The organism is Pseudomonas sp. PDM04, from assembly GCF_014851765.1.
Taxonomy (GTDB): Bacteria; Pseudomonadota; Gammaproteobacteria; order Pseudomonadales; family Pseudomonadaceae; genus Aquipseudomonas.
In genome coordinates this window covers 658,047-673,665 of sequence record NZ_JACVAI010000003.1, presented here as the reverse complement: position 1 = coordinate 673,665, position 15,619 = coordinate 658,047, and the positions used below count along the sequence as shown (strand labels likewise).

The following is a 15,619-nucleotide window of genomic DNA, read 5'->3' as shown; positions in this document are numbered from 1 at the left end:
CGAAAGGTCTGCGGCGTTTCAGGCTTCCCGTATCACCGCTGCCTGCCATCGCGAGCAGGTTCGCTCCCACATGGACAGTGTGCAGCGAATCCGCTCGCGATGGCAGGCACCGCCTATTGGAAGACGAGCGCCTCAGGCACATCGACATCCCACAGCGCCCCGGGATCCTCCACCGTCACCTCGACCACCTTGGCCGAGGCAAACAACGACCTGGCACCGCGATCCCCCGATAGCGCCATCAAACCCGGCCCGAACACGCGTCCAAATCCCACGGGATGACCGTACTCGCCATTGATCAGCGGAACACTGATCCCCTCCTCCGTCAGCCCGGCCAGCACCCGCTCGACGGTGGACGGCAGGATGAACGGCATGTCACCCAACATGATCAACCATCCCCCCAACTGCGGACACGCCGCCACCCCGGCGGCGAGGCTGTCGCCCATGCCGGTCGATTCGATCAGCACGATGTCGAAACCGTAGGCCTGGGCCATGCGAATCACCTGCGGGCGATCCTCGGTGGTCACCAGTACGCGCTTCGCCAGGTTCGCCGGTACGCTGAGCAGCACCTGCTCGATCACCGAACGAACGGCACCATCGCGCCCGGTGCAGTCGGCCAGTAATTTGTCCCTGTCGGCACCCGCGACCTGCCTGAACCGGGCGCCCTGCCCCGCGGCCAGAACGATGACACCCACAGGCTCGCTCATACGTTCTCCTTCTTCTGTTTCAACGCGACGCCATTCTTGATCGCCACGATCTCGGCCAGCAGCGACAAGGCAATCTCGGCCGGTGAATGGCTGCCGATGTGCAAACCGATCGGACCGTGCAAACGGTCGATGGCCGCTTGAGACAAGCCTAGCTGAGCCAGATTTTCCCGACGCTTCCTGCTGTTGACCCGCGAGCCCAGTGCACCGACATAAAAGGCCCTGGAGTCGAGGGCCGTGAGCAGCGCCATGTCATCCAGGCGTGGATCGTGGGTCAACGCGACGATGGCCGTGCGCTCGTCGGTCTGTATGTTCAGCACGGCTTCGTCCGGCATACCGGAGACAAAGCGGCCATGCTGTTCCTCCCAGCCGTAGACGAACTCCGTGCGCGGGTCGCAGATCAGCACTTCGAAATCCAGCAACCGCGCCATCTCGGCCACATACCGGGACAATTGCCCCGCGCCGATCAGCAACAAGCGCCAGCGCGGACCGTAGATCGCCCGCAGTGTGTGGCCGTCGAAGCTCAGTACGTCGCCCTTGGCCGCAGGCTGCAACCGGACTTCGCCGGTGGCAATCTGCAGCGTGCGCGCAACGATTTCATGGGCCTCGCAGCGCGCCAGCAGTTCAGCGACCCAGGCCGGGTCGCCGACGCGCTCCTCGGTCAGGCGCAAGGTGCCGCCGCACGGCAAGCCAAACCGTGCAGCCTCCTCGAGGGAGACGCCATAGGTGATCAGTTGCACCGGCGGCCCGTCAGGCGGAATTCGCCCGTCGTGCAGCCGGGCAATCAGGTCATCCTCGATACAGCCACCGGACACCGAGCCAATCACCACGCCATCTTCGCGCAATGCCAGCATGGCGCCAGGCGCCCGGGGCGCCGTGCCCCAGGTCTGGACCACGCTGTACAACATCACTCGCTGACCGGCCTGGCGCCATTGCAACACGCTGCGCAAGACGTTCAGATCGACGCTGTCCATTACGCTTGCGCCTTCTGCCAACCCTGCAGCTGAAAGCGAACCGGCAGGTTGCGGATGCGCTGACCCGTCGCGGCGAAGATCGCGTTGCACAGTGCCGGCGCAATCGGCGGCACACCTGGCTCACCGACACCGCCCAGCGGCACGACGCCCGGCGGCGTGACCAGGTGCACCGCGACTTCCTTCGGCGCAAGCGACATGCGCGCCACTTCATACATGTGGAAGTTGTCCTGCTGGACCTTGCCGTCCTTGAAGCTGATTTCACCCAGCACCGCGTTGCCCAGGCCCATCACGCAAGCGCCTTCGAACTGCGAGCGAATCCGCTCGGGGTTGATCTGCGGACCGCAATCCACCGCGATGTCGGCCTTGTGCACGATCAGCGTGCCGTCGTCCTTGACCTCGACTTCAATCACCGCCGCCACGTAGGTGACGAAGCTGTAGTGCACCGCCAGGCCCAGGCCTCGCCCCTTCGGCAGCTTGCGCCCCCAACCGGCGGCTTTCGCGGCGGTTTCCAGGACGGTGCGCATGCGCCCGGTGTCGATCGGATAGCGCTCGGGCGACTCGCCGTAGTTCCATTCTTCACTCAAGGTGCGTGGGTCGATCTGACGATCGGGACCGAGCAACTTGATCTGGTACTTGAGCGGGTCCTCGCCGGCCTTGTGCGCCAGTTCATCGACAAAGCTCTGCACCGCAAAACCATGGGGAATGTTCGACACCGAGCGATACCAGCCCACCCGCGTGTGCACCACGGCTTCCGGATTCTCCAGGCGCACGTTGGGAATCGCGTAGGCCATGTTGGTGAACCCCATGCCCAACTCGAAGGCGGCCTCGTGGTTCATGCCCGGGGCGAACAACGCGGTAATGCTCGGGGCCACGGTGCGGTGCAGCCAACCGGACGGCAGGCCCTCCTTGTTCAGGCCGGCCTTCAGGTATTCCGCCGAGACCGTATGGAAGTAGGAGTTATGGATGTCGTCTTCACGGGTCCATTGCACCCGCACGGCCTTGCCGGGAAACTCCTTGGCGAGTACGGCCGCTTCGATGATGAAGTCCGGCTTGGATTTGCGCCCGAAGCCACCGCCGAGCAAGGTGACATTGAAGGTGACGTTGTCGAAGGGAAGGCCAAGGCGTTCGCCGATCCGCTCGCGGGTGACCTGAGGCGCCTGGCTCGGTGCCCAGGCTTCGCAGACGCCGTCCTTGAAGCGGGCGATGGCGACCATCGGCTCCATCGGCGATTGCGACAGATGGGGCAGGTAGTAGGACGCTTCCAGGGTACTGTCGGCGCTGCTGAGCGCCTTGTCGATGTCGCCGGTGTTGCGGACCACCTTGCCTGGCTTCAGCGACGCCGCTTCCAGCTCCTTGCGGTAGGCGATCGAGTCGTAACTGGCATTGGGGCCGTCGTCCCACTCGATCTTCAGCGCCTCGCGCCCCTTGATGGCGGCCCAGGTGTTGCTGGCCACCACCGCCACGCCGCCCAGCGGCTGGAACTCCGAGGGCAATGGCCGGCTTTCGATCTGCAGGACCTTGATCACCCCGGGGACCTTCAGCGCAGCACTGTCGTCCACCGACTTCACTTTGCCGCCGTAGACCGCCGGACGGGCGATCGTGGCATAGAGCATGCCGTCGAAATGCACGTCGGCACCGTAGATCGCGCGGCCGTTGACGATGTCCGCGCCGTCGATGGCCCGGGCGCTCTCTTTGCCGATGTAGCGGAACTCCGACGGTTGCTTGAGTCGCAGGCTGTCACGGGCGGGGACGGGCAATGCGGCGGCAGCTGCGGCCAGGTCGCCGTAGCCCAGCTCTCGGCCGCTCGGTTCATGAATGACTTTATGCAGCTGTGCGTGGCATTCGCCGACCGGGACTTTCCACTGGTCGGCCGCCGCCTGCTCCAACAGGGTCCGCGCAGCGGCACCGCAACGACGCATCGGTTCGTACCAATGGCGCATGCTGCGCGAGCCGTCGGTGTCCTGATTGCCGAAGCGCACTTCATCGCCCGGAGCCTGCTGGACCTTGACCCGCGCCCAGTCGGCTTCCAGCTCATCAGCGACGACCATGGTCAGGCTGGTACGCACGCCCTGGCCCATTTCCGAACGGTTGCACATCACCGTCACCGTGCCGTCCGTCGCGATGCTGACGTAGACCTTCGGATCATCGATCCAGCCGTTGGGCATGCCGTCGGCACCGAACTTTTTCTCTTTGTCGGCGGCGAATGCGTCCTGCCAGCCCCAACTGGCGGCAATCACCAAGGCACCGGTGGCACCGACACCCTTGAGAAAGCCACGGCGGCTGAGGTTGCTCAGGGCAAAATCATTGGGTAACTGGCTCATGCCTTGGCCTCCTTCAGGTGAGTGGATGCCTGGCGGATCGCGGTCTTGATCCGGTTGTAGGTGCCACACCGGCAGATGTTGCCGACCATTGCCTCTTCGATCTGTTCATCGCTGGGGTCCGGGTTGGTCTTGAGCAGCGCCGTCGCCGACATGATTTGCCCGCCCTGGCAATAACCACACTGCGCCACGGCGCTGTCGAGCCAGGCCTGCTGGACGACTTGCCCGACGGGATCGGCATGCAGGTTATCGATGGTGGTGACATTCTGACCGGTCACCGAGCCAATCGGGGTGATGCAACTGCGCGCCGGTGAACCGTCGATATGGATGGTGCAGGCGCCGCACAGGCCCATGCCGCAACCGAATTTGGTACCGTTGTAACCCGCCACGTCGCGGATCGCCCAGAGCAGCGGCATGTCCTCGGTGACATCGAGTTGATGGTCTTGACCATTGAGTTTCAGGGTAATCATGGGCACGCCCGCATAGTGATGAAGGTTATGGGGTCGAGCAATCTGCCGCCGGGTTTTCAGCGGGTGCAATCACGCAGATCGGCTCAGGCTAATCGGGCTCTCTTGTACAGACGCGAGCGTCTGCACCGGGCCTTTGGTGGAGCAAATGGGCTGTATCGTTAGCTGACTAAGTTAACCCAGCATTAACAAAAAAGCCCTGCACAATGGAAGTTGTGCAGGGCTTACCAATCAACCCTGAAAGCTTAGCTTCAATAGCGGTTTGGCTCCATTTCCAGCTCGACATGGAAGCGTTCTGAAATGTCTTTCTGAATGCGTTGTGCCAGGTCGAGCAGTTGCAGCCCGGTGGCGTCACCATAATTGACCAGCACCAGCGCCTGGGCCTTGTGCACACCGGCGTCGGCGTCGCGGAAACCTTTCCACCCGGCGCGCTCGATCAGCCAGCCGGCGGCCAGTTTCATCTGCCCATCGGGTTGTGCGTAAGCCACCAGGTCCGGGTACTCGCCCTTGAGCTGCGCAACCAGCGTGGCCGACACCAGCGGATTCTTGAAAAAACTGCCGGCATTGCCGAGCACGGCGGGGTCGGGCAGTTTTTCGCTGCGGATGCTGCAAATCGCCCGGCTGACGTCGGTGGCGGTTGGCTGGTCGATGCCCTGTTCGGTCAGGCGCTGACGCACCGGGCCGTATTCCAGGTGCAGGTGCGCGATGCGGCTCAGGGCAAAACGCACCCGCAGGATCAACCAGCGGCCTGGCTGCTGTTTGAACAGGCTGTCGCGGTAGGCAAAATTGCACTCGTCCAGGGTGAAGTCGCGCAGCTCGCCGGTCTGGCGATCCAGCGCGGTCAGGCCGGCGAACACGTCCTTGATTTCCACGCCATAGGCGCCGATGTTCTGCATCGGTGCGGCGCCAACCGTGCCTGGGATGAGGCTGAGGTTTTCCAGCCCCGACAACCCCTGCGCCAAGGTGTGCAGCACAAACGGATGCCAGGGCTCGCCTGCTTCGGCTTCAATGACGACGCGGCGGCCGTCATCCTCAAGAATGCGAATGCCACGGCTGGCCATGCGCAGCACCAGCGACGGGATATCGGCCGTCAGCAACAGGTTGCTGCCACCGCCGATCACCAACAGCGGCACGCCCTGTTCCTCGGCGTAGGCCAGCGCCTGGCGTACGTCGGCGTCGCTATGGGCCTGGGCGAACAAACGGGCCCGGACATCCACGCCAAAGGTATTGAACGGCTTGAGGGAAACCTCGCGCTGTACCTGCAAACTCATAACCGGCCCTTCAATTCGATCAGCAACTGATCGCTGGCACGCTCGATCAAGTCGAGCACCTGATCAAAACCCTGATCGTCGTAATACGGATCCGGGACCTCGTCGATCTCCGATTGATATCGACGCAGGAACAGGTCCAGCTCGGCCTTGCCCGTGGCAGGCTGCAGAGCCTTGAGGTGGCGCAAGTTGCTGTGGTCCATGGCCAGGATCAGGTCATAGGTGGCGAAATCGGCACGGGTCACTTGCTGCGCACGCTGGGCAGACAGGTCGTAGCCACGACGCCTGGCCGCAGCCTGGCTGCGCTTGTCCGGCGCTTTGCCGACATGCCAGTCACCGGTGCCGGCCGAAGCCACTTCAACCCGATCGGCCAACCCTGCTTCACGCAGCTTGTGGCGCAACACGCCTTCGGCCGTGGGTGAACGGCAGATATTTCCCAGGCAGACGAACAGAACCCGCATCAGGCCTCCAGCAGGCGACGAACGCGCTCGAGGTCTTCGACGGTATCGACGCCGGCAGGCGGAGCGATCAGCGCATCGGCAACGTGGATCCGCACGCCGTGCCACAAGGCACGCAACTGCTCCAGCGATTCGGTGTTTTCCAGCCAGCACGGGCCCCAGCTGACGAAGTCATGCAGGAAACCGGCACGGTAGGCGTAGATACCGATATGACGGCGATACGGCACGCCTTCAGGCAGTTGCTCGCGAGTTTTGGCAAACGCATCGCGGGCCCAGGGCAAGGTCGCGCGGCTGAAGGTCAGCGCCAGGCCGTCAAGGTCGCTGACCACCTTCACCACGTTGGGGTTGAAGAGGGTTTCCACGTCTTCGATCGGCTCGGCCAGGGTGGCCATGCGCGCTTCGGCGTGGGCCGCCAGATTGACGGCGACCTGGTCGATCACGCTCGGCGGGATCAGCGGTTCGTCCCCCTGAACGTTGACCACGATGGCGTCCGGCGCCAGGCCGAGCTGGGCGGCGACTTCGGCCAAACGGTCGGTGCCGGAATTGTGATCTTCGCGAGTCAGCACCACTTCGGCGCCAAAGCCCTTGCAAGCTTCGACAATGCGCGCATCGTCGGTGGCCACCACCACGCGCTGGGCACTGCTCTTGCTCGCCTGCTCCCAGACATGCTGGATCATCGGCTTGCCGGCGATCAGCAGCAGCGGCTTGCCCGGCAAGCGGGTGGAGGCATAACGCGATGGAATGACAACGGTAAAGGCAGCGGTCATTTATCCAGGCGCTCGTCGGTCGTCAGGGTGCGGGCTTCGGTTTCGAGCATCACCGGGATTCCGTCGCGGATCGGGTACGCCAGGCCGGCGCCCTTGCTGATCAGTTCGGTTTTGTCGGCGCTGAGCTTGAGCGGGCCTTTGCAGATCGGGCAAGCGAGGATGTCGAGCAGTTTGGTGTCCATGAGCATTCCCTGGAGAACAACGGTTTAAGGCAAAAGACGAGCCGGCAACAGACGCATCAACTGCGTATCGAACCAGGCCACGAAGGCCGGCGATGGCGCAGCATCGACCGTCAGGTACCACCAATCGGCGGCGGCGAAGGCGCGGCACTTGACCGCGTCCTTTTCAGTCATCACCACGGGCAATGACGGTGTGAAATTCAAGGCCTGCACGCTGTATTCGGCGTGATCGGCAAACGCATGGGGAACAGGCTGCCAGTGTAGCGTTTCGAGGGTGGTGAAGAAACGCTGCGGATTGCCGATTCCGGCGACCGCATGCAGCGCCTGGCCTGCGGGGAAGTGATCCAGGGCACGCCGTTCGCCGCTCTGCAGGTTGACCAGTGCGCCGGGTTGCAAGGTAAAGGCAAAACCGTCCGCACGGTCATCGGTGGCGCCGTTGTACAACACCGCGTCAACGCTGTGCAGGCGCTCGACCGGCTCGCGCAGGGGGCCGGCGGGCAGGCAACGTCCATTGCCCAGGCCACGGGCCGCGTCGATCAGCACCAGTTCGAGGTCCCGCGCCAAGCGGTAATGCTGCATGCCGTCATCGGACAGGATCAGGTCCAGCGGCTCGCTCGCCAGCAGCGCCTTGACCGCGCGGCTGCGATCCGGATCGATCATCAGTGGCACGCCGGTACGCTGGACGATCAGCAACGGTTCGTCGCCCGCCACTGCGGCGTCCTGGTCGGCTTCGACGCGCCATGGCAGCTGTGGCGGTTGGGCACCGTAACCGCGACTGACCACGCCGACCCGCAGGCCGCTGCGCTGGCAATGCTGGATCATCCACAGAATCAGCGGGGTCTTGCCGGTGCCGCCCACGGTGATGTTACCCACCACGATCAGGGGCACCGGCGGCTGATAGATTTCACCCTCTCCCGCCAGAAAGCGTTCGCGCTTGCGGGTGACCACGCGCCGATACAACCATTCCAGCGGCTGCAACAATTTCAGGGCCGGATGCCCCTGATACCACGCGGCGAGCAAACGATCGGACATGGCCATCAGGGCGCGGGCGGCGCCGCCTCGACTGTGGTCATGCGCAGATGGCTGAAGCCCAGTTTGCCGGCGGCATCCATGGCCGTGATGACCGACTGGTGCTGGGTCTTGCCGTCGGCGCTGATGGACAATGGCAGGTTGGTATCGCCACCGGACTCCTTCTGCAAGGCGTCCATCAGGGTGGCGAGATCGTTCTTTGGCAGGATCTGGTTATTCACCGAGAACACGCCATCGGCACTGATGGTCACATCCAGGTGCCTGGCCTGGTCTTCGGCAGGCGAACCGCTGACCGCCTCCGGCAGGTCCACGCGCAACTGGGTTTCACGGGTGAAGGTGGTGGTCACGACGAAAAACAGCAGCAGGATAAACACCACGTCGATCAGCGACGCGAGGTTGATGTCCACGTTCTCCCGTTGCTTGCGACGGAATTTCACGCTTTTTTGCCCTCTTGCAGGTCCACGTCGCGGTCACCCTGCACCACCTCGACCAACTTGATCGCTTCCTGCTCCATGCCCACCACCAGTTCATCGATGCGGCGTTGCAGGAACCGGTGGAAGAACACCGAAGGAATACCCACCATCAAACCCGCCGCCGTGGTGATCAATGCCTTGGAAATACCCCCGGCCAGTACGGCGGCGTTGGTGGTCATGCCCGTGCCCATGAAGGCGCTGAAAATGTCGATCATGCCCAGCACCGTGCCGAGCAGGCCCAGCAACGGCGCCATCGCAGCGATGGTGCCCAGCGCATTGATGTAACGTTCGAGTTCATGAATCACCCGCGCCGCGGCTTCCTCGATGCACTCTTTCATGATCTCGCGACCATGCTTGGAATTGGCCAGGCCCGCCGCCAGAATCTCGCCCAAGGGTGAGTTGGCCCGCAGTTCCTTGAGCTTGTCCTTGTTGAGCTGCTTGTCCTTGATCCACACCCAGACCTGGCCGAGCAGATGCTCCGGGGTCACGCGGCTGGCTCGCAGGGTCCACAGACGCTCGGCGACGATCGCCATGGCAGCGATGGAACTCAGAATGATCGGCAGCATCATCCAGCCGCCGGATTTGACCAATTCCCACACAGTGTCAGCCCCCTCGAAAAAGTGCGCCACTCTAACATAGGGGGTCGGCTCACCGAAGACCGTGATGTCGCATCCGGTCGGGCGTTGACAGGCGGCCCTCATGGCACGACACGCCAGAAACGCCGCTGCTGACGCATCGTCCAGGCCGGCTCGAATCGCCCCAGGCGCAGACGAATGGCACCCTGCTCGGCGCTGTCATGCACGGACATGCCCCGTTTGCGATACCGGGCCATGACCGTGGGATGCGGGTGGCCGAACGAATTGCCGTGGCCTCGGGAAATCAGCACCGCTTTGGGTTGCAGCGTCGCCAGCAAGGCCATCGAGGACGCACTGCGGCTGCCGTGGTGCGGCGCCTGCAACCACTCGGTGGGCACGCCCAGCGGACTGTCGAGAAGGGCGCGCTCGGCTGCGCTGTCGATGTCGCCGCTCAGCAGCAAGCGTTCACCCTTGGCCTCGACCTGCAGGACACAGGACTTCTGGTTGCTGTCCGATGCCTGGGGCCATTGCCAGAGCTGGAACCTCACGCCGTCCCAGGTCCATTGCTGCCCGCTTTCGCAAGGCTGCGCGTGCAACTCGTCGGGCAATGCCTCGGGGTCGCCGCTGATGACCCGCGTCACCGGCAGCCCCCCGGCAATCGCCCGCGCGCCGCCGGCGTGATCGGCGTCCGCATGGCTGATCAGCATCAGGTCGAGCCCGTCCACGCCGAGCTTGCGCAACGCAGGCAGGACGACGCGCTCGCCGAGGTCGACGCCACGCAAGCGCGGGCCGCTGTCGTACAGCAGGGTGTGATGGCGGGTTCGCACCAGGATCGCCAGCCCCTGGCCGACGTCCAGTTGCCAGACTTCGGCGATGCCTTCGGCCAACGGAGGCCTGGGCGCAAACACCAACATCAGCAACAGCGGCCAGCCCAACGGACGCAGCGGTACGCCACGGGGCAGTAACAGGAGCAGTGCGCCAAGGCTTCCCAGCGCCCACGCCCAGAATGGAATCGCCACCGGCACCCACGCAGGCATTTGCCCGGCCAGCCATGCCAGGCCTTTGAACAGCCCGTCGATCAGCCCGCCGGCCAGCCACAGCAAGCCTTCACCCACATAAGGCAGCGGCAGCAACAGCGTGCCCGACAGGGCCAGCGGCAACACCAGCAGGCTGATCCAGGGCACCGCCAGCAGATTGGCGAGCGGGCCGCTGAGGCTGATCGGCAATCCCAGCACCAGCAACAAAGGGCACAGGCCGATTGCGATCAACCATTGCGCACGGGTCCAGGTCTGCCACCATCGCCAGGGGCCGAGGCGACCGCCGAAGGTGAAGATCAGCACCGCCACCGCCGCGAAGGACAGCCAGAACCCCGGCTGCAGGCTCACCAGCGGATCGAACAGCAGCACCGCATTCAGGGCCAGCAACAGGGGCCACCAGCTGCCGAGGTGGCGAAAGCGCAGGCGCCACAACAACACCAGGCCGATCATCACGCAGGCTCGTCGCACCGGCACTTCGAACCCCGCCAGCAGCCCGTAGCCAAGCGCCGAGGTGAATGCCAGCCCGCACGCCCAGGGCAACCACGGCAAACGGTGCGGCCACAGGCCGTAGCGAGCCAGCCCGGCGATCATCAGGTACACCACACCGGCCAGCAGGCCGATGTGCTGTCCGGAAATCACCAGCAGGTGCACGGTGCCCGTGTCTTGCAGCACCTGCCAATCGTCGCGACCGAGTCCGGCACCGTCGCCCAGCACCAGCGCCGCCAAAGCCCCGGCCCGGCCCTGGGCGTCCACCGCCTGCAAGCGTTTGCGCACGCCGTCGCGCCAGGCCCAACGGGCTTCGGCGAGGCGCTGGCCATCCTTGATGGTACCGGTGGCACCGATGCGTTGCGCCAGCAGCCAGGCGTCGTAGTCGAAGGCATGGGGATTGAGCAACCCGGCCGGACGTTTCAACTTCACCGCCAGCCGCCATTGTTCGCCACTGTTGACCGGCGGCCCGCCATACCAGGCCAGGCGCATGCGCTGGGGCACCTGTGCCTGCCGCGCGCGAATGTCGGTCAATTCGAACCGCACCACCCCTTCGCTGTCCTGGGGCAAACCCACCACCCGTCCGTCGAGCCAACGGGTTTCCCCATCGAGATCGATCGGCAGACGATCATCCAGCGCCCATTGCGCATTCGCGCAGGCCCAACTGAGGCCGAACAGGAAAAACGCCAATGGATAAGCCCTGAACGGCATCAACATCAAACCCGCCAGGGGCAACACCAGCCACAACCAGACCGGCGGTAATACCGGTACAAAACCCAGGGCCAGCAAACCCAACGCCAGCGCCATCATCCCTGTGCGCATAAGCCCGTCCTTGAGAGTCCCCTCCTAGTCATAGCCGGCTGACGGCACGAGCGTGGTCAATAATTGTCACAAACTCTGAATAGGCGACTCATAGAATCCAGACATACTTGCCGCCTTAACCGACCGAGAAGCCTTATGCCCCGGCGATTATTCAAACGCTACATGCCAGACCCGACGAGCATCAGGGAACATCAATCCTTACGCTTTCTCGGCACACTGCTGCATGACCCGAACCTCTGGCACCTCAATCGACACTCGGTGGCGCGGGCCATGGCGGTGGGGTTGTTCGCGGCGTTCCTGCCGATTCCCATGCAGATGCTGGTGGCCGCCGCCCTGGCCATCGTGGTACGCGGCAATATGCCCATCGCCGTCAGCCTGGTCTGGCTGACCAACCCGATCACCATGCCTGCGGTGTTTTTCTGTACCTACCAGATGGGCGCTTGGCTGATGAACGTGCCCGCCCGGACCTTGCCTGACGAACTGACCTGGGAATGGATCAGCGGCGAGTTATCGACGTTGTGGCAACCCTTCCTGCTGGGGTCGGTGGTGACAGGCCTGCTGCTGGGCGCACTCGCCTATTGCCTGGTGATGGTGTACTGGCGATGGTGGGTCAGCCGGCAGTGGGCACGGCGCAAGAAAAGGCGGATGGGGTGACCTCGGTTCTGTTTTGGACTGGGTGAATATCCGTTTTTTGGGTGATGGCGGATTATGGTTCCGCCAGCCGCCCTCACAAATAAAATGGATCTACACCCGTGAAATGGATACGCGCACAGACCCATAGCCCCCCGAAGAAATCCCTTAAGTCCGCATCCCCCGCCCACTCACCAGCAACCGCGCGCAGCCGATATAAAGCACCACCGTGGCCACCAGCATGAAGGTGATCGCCACGCTGATCCTGATGTCCGACACCCCCAGGATCCCGAAGCGGAAGGCATTGACCATGTGCAAGACCGGGTTCGCCAGGGAGACGGTCTGCCAGAACGGTGACAACAACGAGATCGAATAGAACACACCGCCCAGGTAAGTCAGTGGCGTCAGCACGAAGGTCGGGATGATCGAAATGTCATCGAAGTTGCGCGCAAATACCGCGTTGATAAAGCCCAGCAACGAAAAGATCGTCGCCGTCAGCACCACGACCAGAATGGTGATGCCCAGGTGATGCACCTGCAGGTGGGTGAAGAACATCGATAACAGCGTGACAATCAGCCCGACCATCAACCCGCGCAGCACACCGCCAAGGGTGAAGCCGATCAGGATGGTGTGCGGCGACACCGGCGACACCATCAATTCCTCGATGGAGCGCTGGAACTTGCTGCCGAAGAAGCTCGACACCACGTTGCCATAGGAGTTGGTGATCACCGACATCATGATCAGCCCCGGCACGATGTATTCCATGTAGGTGAAACCACCCATGTCACCGATCTGCCGGCCAATCAGGTTACCGAAAATAACAAAGTACAGAACCATCGTGATGGCCGGTGGCAGCAAGGTCTGCGGCCAGATCCGGGTGAAGCGCCTGACCTCACGGTAAACGATGGTGTTGAGGGCGACGAGGTTGGGTCGCAGCTCGGAATTCATACGGCCACCTTCGACAGATTTTTCTCCACCAGGGACACGAACAACTCCTCGAGGCGATTGGTTTTGTTACGCAGGCTCAATACTTCGATGTTCTGCTGCGCCAGCTGGGTGAACAGCGCGGTGATGCCCATGGTCTTCTCGACCTGGACCTCAAGGGTATGCGCATCGAGCAATCGGCACGGGTAACCGAGCAACTGCGGCGCGACACTCAGTGCGTTGCGGGTGTCGAGCAGGAAAGTTTCCACATGCAGCTGGCCCAGCAGCTGTTTCATGCTGGTGTTCTCGACGATGGTGCCGTGGTCGATGATCCCGATATGACGGCACAACTGCTCAGCCTCCTCCAGGTAATGCGTGGTGAGGATGATGGTGATGCCTTTCTGGTTCAGTTCGGTGAGGAAGGTCCACATCGAACGACGCAGTTCGATATCCACCCCCGCCGTCGGCTCGTCGAGGATCAGCAGGCGCGGTTCGTGGACCAGCGCACGGGCGATCATCAGGCGACGCTTCATGCCGCCAGACAGCGAACGTGAAGGTACATCGCGCTTGTCCCACAGACCGAGCTGGGTCAGGTACTGCTCGGCGCGTTGCTTGGCGACTTTCGGCGGGATGCCGTAGTAACCCGCCTGGGTCACGACGATGTCGAAGGTCTTTTCGAACTGGTTGAAGTTGAATTCCTGCGGCACGACGCCGATGGAGCGCTTGAGCTGCGCAGGATTCTTGTCCAGGTCGTGGCCAAAGATATTCACCGTGCCGCTGGTCTTGTTCACCAGGGTCGAGAGAATGCCGATGGTCGTGGATTTGCCGGCACCGTTGGGGCCGAGCAAGGCGAAAAAGTCACCTTCGGCGACGTCCAGATCGATACCACTCAGGGCCTGGAAACCGTTGCCGTAGGTTTTGGTTAGCTGCCGGATGGACAGAGCGGAACTCATATCGGATCTACGCACCAAGAAGGGAAAAAAGAATCGATGAGGGCGGGCGGCGCACAACGCAACCGCGGCGCATGAGCGCAATGGTGCTTGTCGCCGCCACACAAGTACAGTGAAGTGTGTCGATAGTAAGTATTAAGTCAACGCAGTCATGACAGCTTTCCGATACGCCGGACGCTGCTTCAACCGTGCGTACCAGGCTTGCAGATGGGGCTGCGGGGCACGCTCGATCGGCATCTCGAACCAGGCATAAATGAAACTGCCGAGAGGGATGTCGCCCATGCCGATTTCATCACCCGACAGGTACGGCTTGACCGCCAGCGCCTGATCGGCCATCGATAAAAGTGTGTCGCATTCCTTGATCGCCGCGTGGATGGCGGGCCAGTCCTGCTGATCGGCCGGCGTGCGCAAAACGCCCCAGAACACGGTGCGGAACGGGCCGGCAAAACTGGAGGTGGTCCAGTCCATCCACTTGTCGGCAATGGCGCGCGCCTTCAGGTCGTCCGGATACCACGCGGTTCCGGCGGCATGCAGGGCCAGCAGGTAGCGCACGATCGCATTGGACTCCCACAGCACGAAACCATCGTCTTCGATCACAGGCACCCGACCATTGGGGTTCATCGCCCGGTACTGTGGCGTGTCGACGACACCAAAGGCACCGCCCGCATCGATGGCTTCATAGGCCAGGTTCAGTTCCTCGGCCGCCCACAAGGGCTTCCTGACATTCGACGAATTTTTTCGACCCCAGATCTTCAGCATGGCTGCCTCTTTATGGATGAGTGCGCAGGCAGCATACGCCGGATCAGGCGCGACTCAAATCGCTCTGCATGTCACCCAGCAGCGGCGGTAACGCGTCGCCGAACAGATGCGGGTAGCATTTTTCCAGGTGCTCGAAAAAGAAGGTTTCCGGGACGTCGGCGAACTGACCGTGATCGATCAAATACTCCATCAACGGCGCGCCCTCGCGATTGAAGGGGTGGAACACGCTGTCATGGATGCCATCGAATTCCAGCGGCGCCACATTGAACAGTTCACACAGCTGCTGGTTGAACGCTGGCGTGGCCTTGACCCAGCGGCCGTTCAGGAACAGTTCGGTATAACCATGCATGGCGAACACATCGCTCTTGAGCAGCGCCAGCAAACGTGGGGTCGACAAATGATTGCGCACGTCCGCCAGGCCGATCCGTGCGGCAATCCCGCAATGTCGAGCCGCACCGGCCAGCAACGTGGCCTTGGGCACACAGTAACTTTCACCGGCCGCCAGTGCATGGCTGCCACGCAGGGTGTCAGGGTCGCGACTGAAGGTGTAGGGGTTGTAACGCACGGCCTCGCGCACCGCGTGATAGAGATTGATCGCCTGCTCGAGTGGATCGCGACGATTGCCACGGTGTTTTTCGGCGAACTCCACTACCGACGGGTGGTCACTATCGATGAAGCGACCGGGACTCAAATACTCGTGCATGCGAACAATCTCCTGGAGAAGCCACGAGTCTAGCGACAGGTTCAGCACGAAGATAACGACGTTTCGGCCAAACATGGACGCTTTGCCGCCCGCCCCTCG

Annotated in this window: 17 protein-coding genes; 1 reads left to right on the top strand and 16 read right to left on the bottom strand. The window is 62.8% G+C overall.

The genetic code is table 11. The features are described 5' to 3' along the window. Window positions 1-113 precede the first annotated feature (113 nt). The 12 genes from IB249_RS15110 to IB249_RS15055 form a co-directional block, all read right to left on the bottom strand. The gene (locus tag IB249_RS15110) at window positions 114-704 is read right to left on the bottom strand and encodes an NTP transferase domain-containing protein (protein WP_192306008.1); all 591 of its coding nucleotides are present in this window, start codon (window positions 702-704) and stop codon (window positions 114-116) included. Continuing rightward, window positions 701-1,675: an XdhC family protein gene (locus IB249_RS15105; protein WP_192306006.1), complete on the bottom strand. Its 975-nt coding sequence runs from the start codon at window positions 1,673-1,675 to the stop codon at window positions 701-703. The genes IB249_RS15110 and IB249_RS15105 overlap by 4 nt, the downstream gene beginning before the upstream one ends. Then, a complete protein-coding gene (locus tag IB249_RS15100) occupies window positions 1,675-3,996 on the bottom strand; it encodes a xanthine dehydrogenase family protein molybdopterin-binding subunit (RefSeq protein WP_192306004.1) in 2,322 nt (773 codons plus the stop codon). The genes IB249_RS15105 and IB249_RS15100 overlap by 1 nt, the downstream gene beginning before the upstream one ends. Continuing rightward, the gene (locus IB249_RS15095) at window positions 3,993-4,463 is read right to left on the bottom strand and encodes a (2Fe-2S)-binding protein (protein WP_192306002.1); all 471 of its coding nucleotides are present in this window, start codon (window positions 4,461-4,463) and stop codon (window positions 3,993-3,995) included. Before IB249_RS15095 ends, IB249_RS15100 begins: the two co-directional genes overlap by 4 nt. 248 nt (window positions 4,464-4,711) lie before the next feature. Continuing rightward, window positions 4,712-5,731 carry a UDP-N-acetylmuramate dehydrogenase gene (gene murB, locus IB249_RS15090; RefSeq protein ID WP_192306000.1) on the bottom strand — a complete coding sequence of 340 codons (1,020 nt, stop codon included), beginning with the start codon at window positions 5,729-5,731 and terminating at the stop codon, window positions 4,712-4,714. Further along, complete coding sequence (locus IB249_RS15085; protein ID WP_192305998.1) at window positions 5,728-6,189, bottom strand: low molecular weight protein-tyrosine-phosphatase; 462 nt, start codon at window positions 6,187-6,189, stop codon at window positions 5,728-5,730. The genes murB and IB249_RS15085 overlap by 4 nt, the downstream gene beginning before the upstream one ends. After that, the gene (gene kdsB / locus IB249_RS15080) at window positions 6,189-6,953 is read right to left on the bottom strand and encodes a 3-deoxy-manno-octulosonate cytidylyltransferase (protein WP_192305996.1); all 765 of its coding nucleotides are present in this window, start codon (window positions 6,951-6,953) and stop codon (window positions 6,189-6,191) included. The genes IB249_RS15085 and kdsB overlap by 1 nt, the downstream gene beginning before the upstream one ends. Further along, window positions 6,950-7,135 (bottom strand): Trm112 family protein, encoded by a 186-nt coding sequence (locus IB249_RS15075; protein WP_187677807.1) that lies wholly within the window; start codon window positions 7,133-7,135, stop codon window positions 6,950-6,952. The genes kdsB and IB249_RS15075 overlap by 4 nt, the downstream gene beginning before the upstream one ends. Window positions 7,136-7,159: 24 nt before the next feature. Continuing rightward, a complete protein-coding gene (gene lpxK / locus IB249_RS15070) occupies window positions 7,160-8,170 on the bottom strand; it encodes a tetraacyldisaccharide 4'-kinase (RefSeq protein WP_192305994.1) in 1,011 nt (336 codons plus the stop codon). Next, complete coding sequence (locus IB249_RS15065) at window positions 8,170-8,598, bottom strand: ExbD/TolR family protein (RefSeq protein WP_192305992.1); 429 nt, start codon at window positions 8,596-8,598, stop codon at window positions 8,170-8,172. The genes lpxK and IB249_RS15065 overlap by 1 nt, the downstream gene beginning before the upstream one ends. Beyond that, a complete protein-coding gene (locus IB249_RS15060; RefSeq protein ID WP_192305990.1) occupies window positions 8,595-9,233 on the bottom strand; it encodes a MotA/TolQ/ExbB proton channel family protein in 639 nt (212 codons plus the stop codon). The genes IB249_RS15065 and IB249_RS15060 overlap by 4 nt, the downstream gene beginning before the upstream one ends. 98 nt (window positions 9,234-9,331) lie before the next feature. Beyond that, window positions 9,332-11,554: a DNA internalization-related competence protein ComEC/Rec2 gene (locus IB249_RS15055; RefSeq protein WP_192305988.1), complete on the bottom strand. Its 2,223-nt coding sequence runs from the start codon at window positions 11,552-11,554 to the stop codon at window positions 9,332-9,334. A 135-nt stretch (window positions 11,555-11,689) separates the two neighbouring features. Between IB249_RS15055 and IB249_RS15050 the strand changes: the two genes are divergently transcribed. Further along, on the top strand, window positions 11,690-12,208 hold the full coding sequence (locus IB249_RS15050) for a DUF2062 domain-containing protein (RefSeq protein ID WP_192305986.1): 519 nt from the start codon (window positions 11,690-11,692) through the stop codon (window positions 12,206-12,208). Window positions 12,209-12,352: 144 nt separating this feature from the next. On the opposite strand, the gene IB249_RS15045 is transcribed toward IB249_RS15050, so the two are convergent. The 4 genes from IB249_RS15045 to IB249_RS15030 all read right to left on the bottom strand — a co-directional run bounded on the left by IB249_RS15045 (window position 12,353) and on the right by IB249_RS15030 (window position 15,520). Further along, window positions 12,353-13,132 carry an ABC transporter permease gene (locus IB249_RS15045; RefSeq protein WP_192305983.1) on the bottom strand — a complete coding sequence of 260 codons (780 nt, stop codon included), beginning with the start codon at window positions 13,130-13,132 and terminating at the stop codon, window positions 12,353-12,355. Then, on the bottom strand, window positions 13,129-14,061 hold the full coding sequence (locus IB249_RS15040) for an ABC transporter ATP-binding protein (RefSeq protein ID WP_192305981.1): 933 nt from the start codon (window positions 14,059-14,061) through the stop codon (window positions 13,129-13,131). Before IB249_RS15040 ends, IB249_RS15045 begins: the two co-directional genes overlap by 4 nt. Window positions 14,062-14,193: 132 nt before the next feature. Continuing rightward, window positions 14,194-14,817, bottom strand: a complete 624-nt coding sequence (locus IB249_RS15035) for a glutathione S-transferase family protein (protein WP_192305979.1) — start codon at window positions 14,815-14,817, stop codon at window positions 14,194-14,196. A 43-nt stretch (window positions 14,818-14,860) separates the two neighbouring features. Beyond that, window positions 14,861-15,520: a transglutaminase-like domain-containing protein gene (locus tag IB249_RS15030; protein ID WP_192305977.1), complete on the bottom strand. Its 660-nt coding sequence runs from the start codon at window positions 15,518-15,520 to the stop codon at window positions 14,861-14,863. Window positions 15,521-15,619 lie beyond the last annotated feature (99 nt).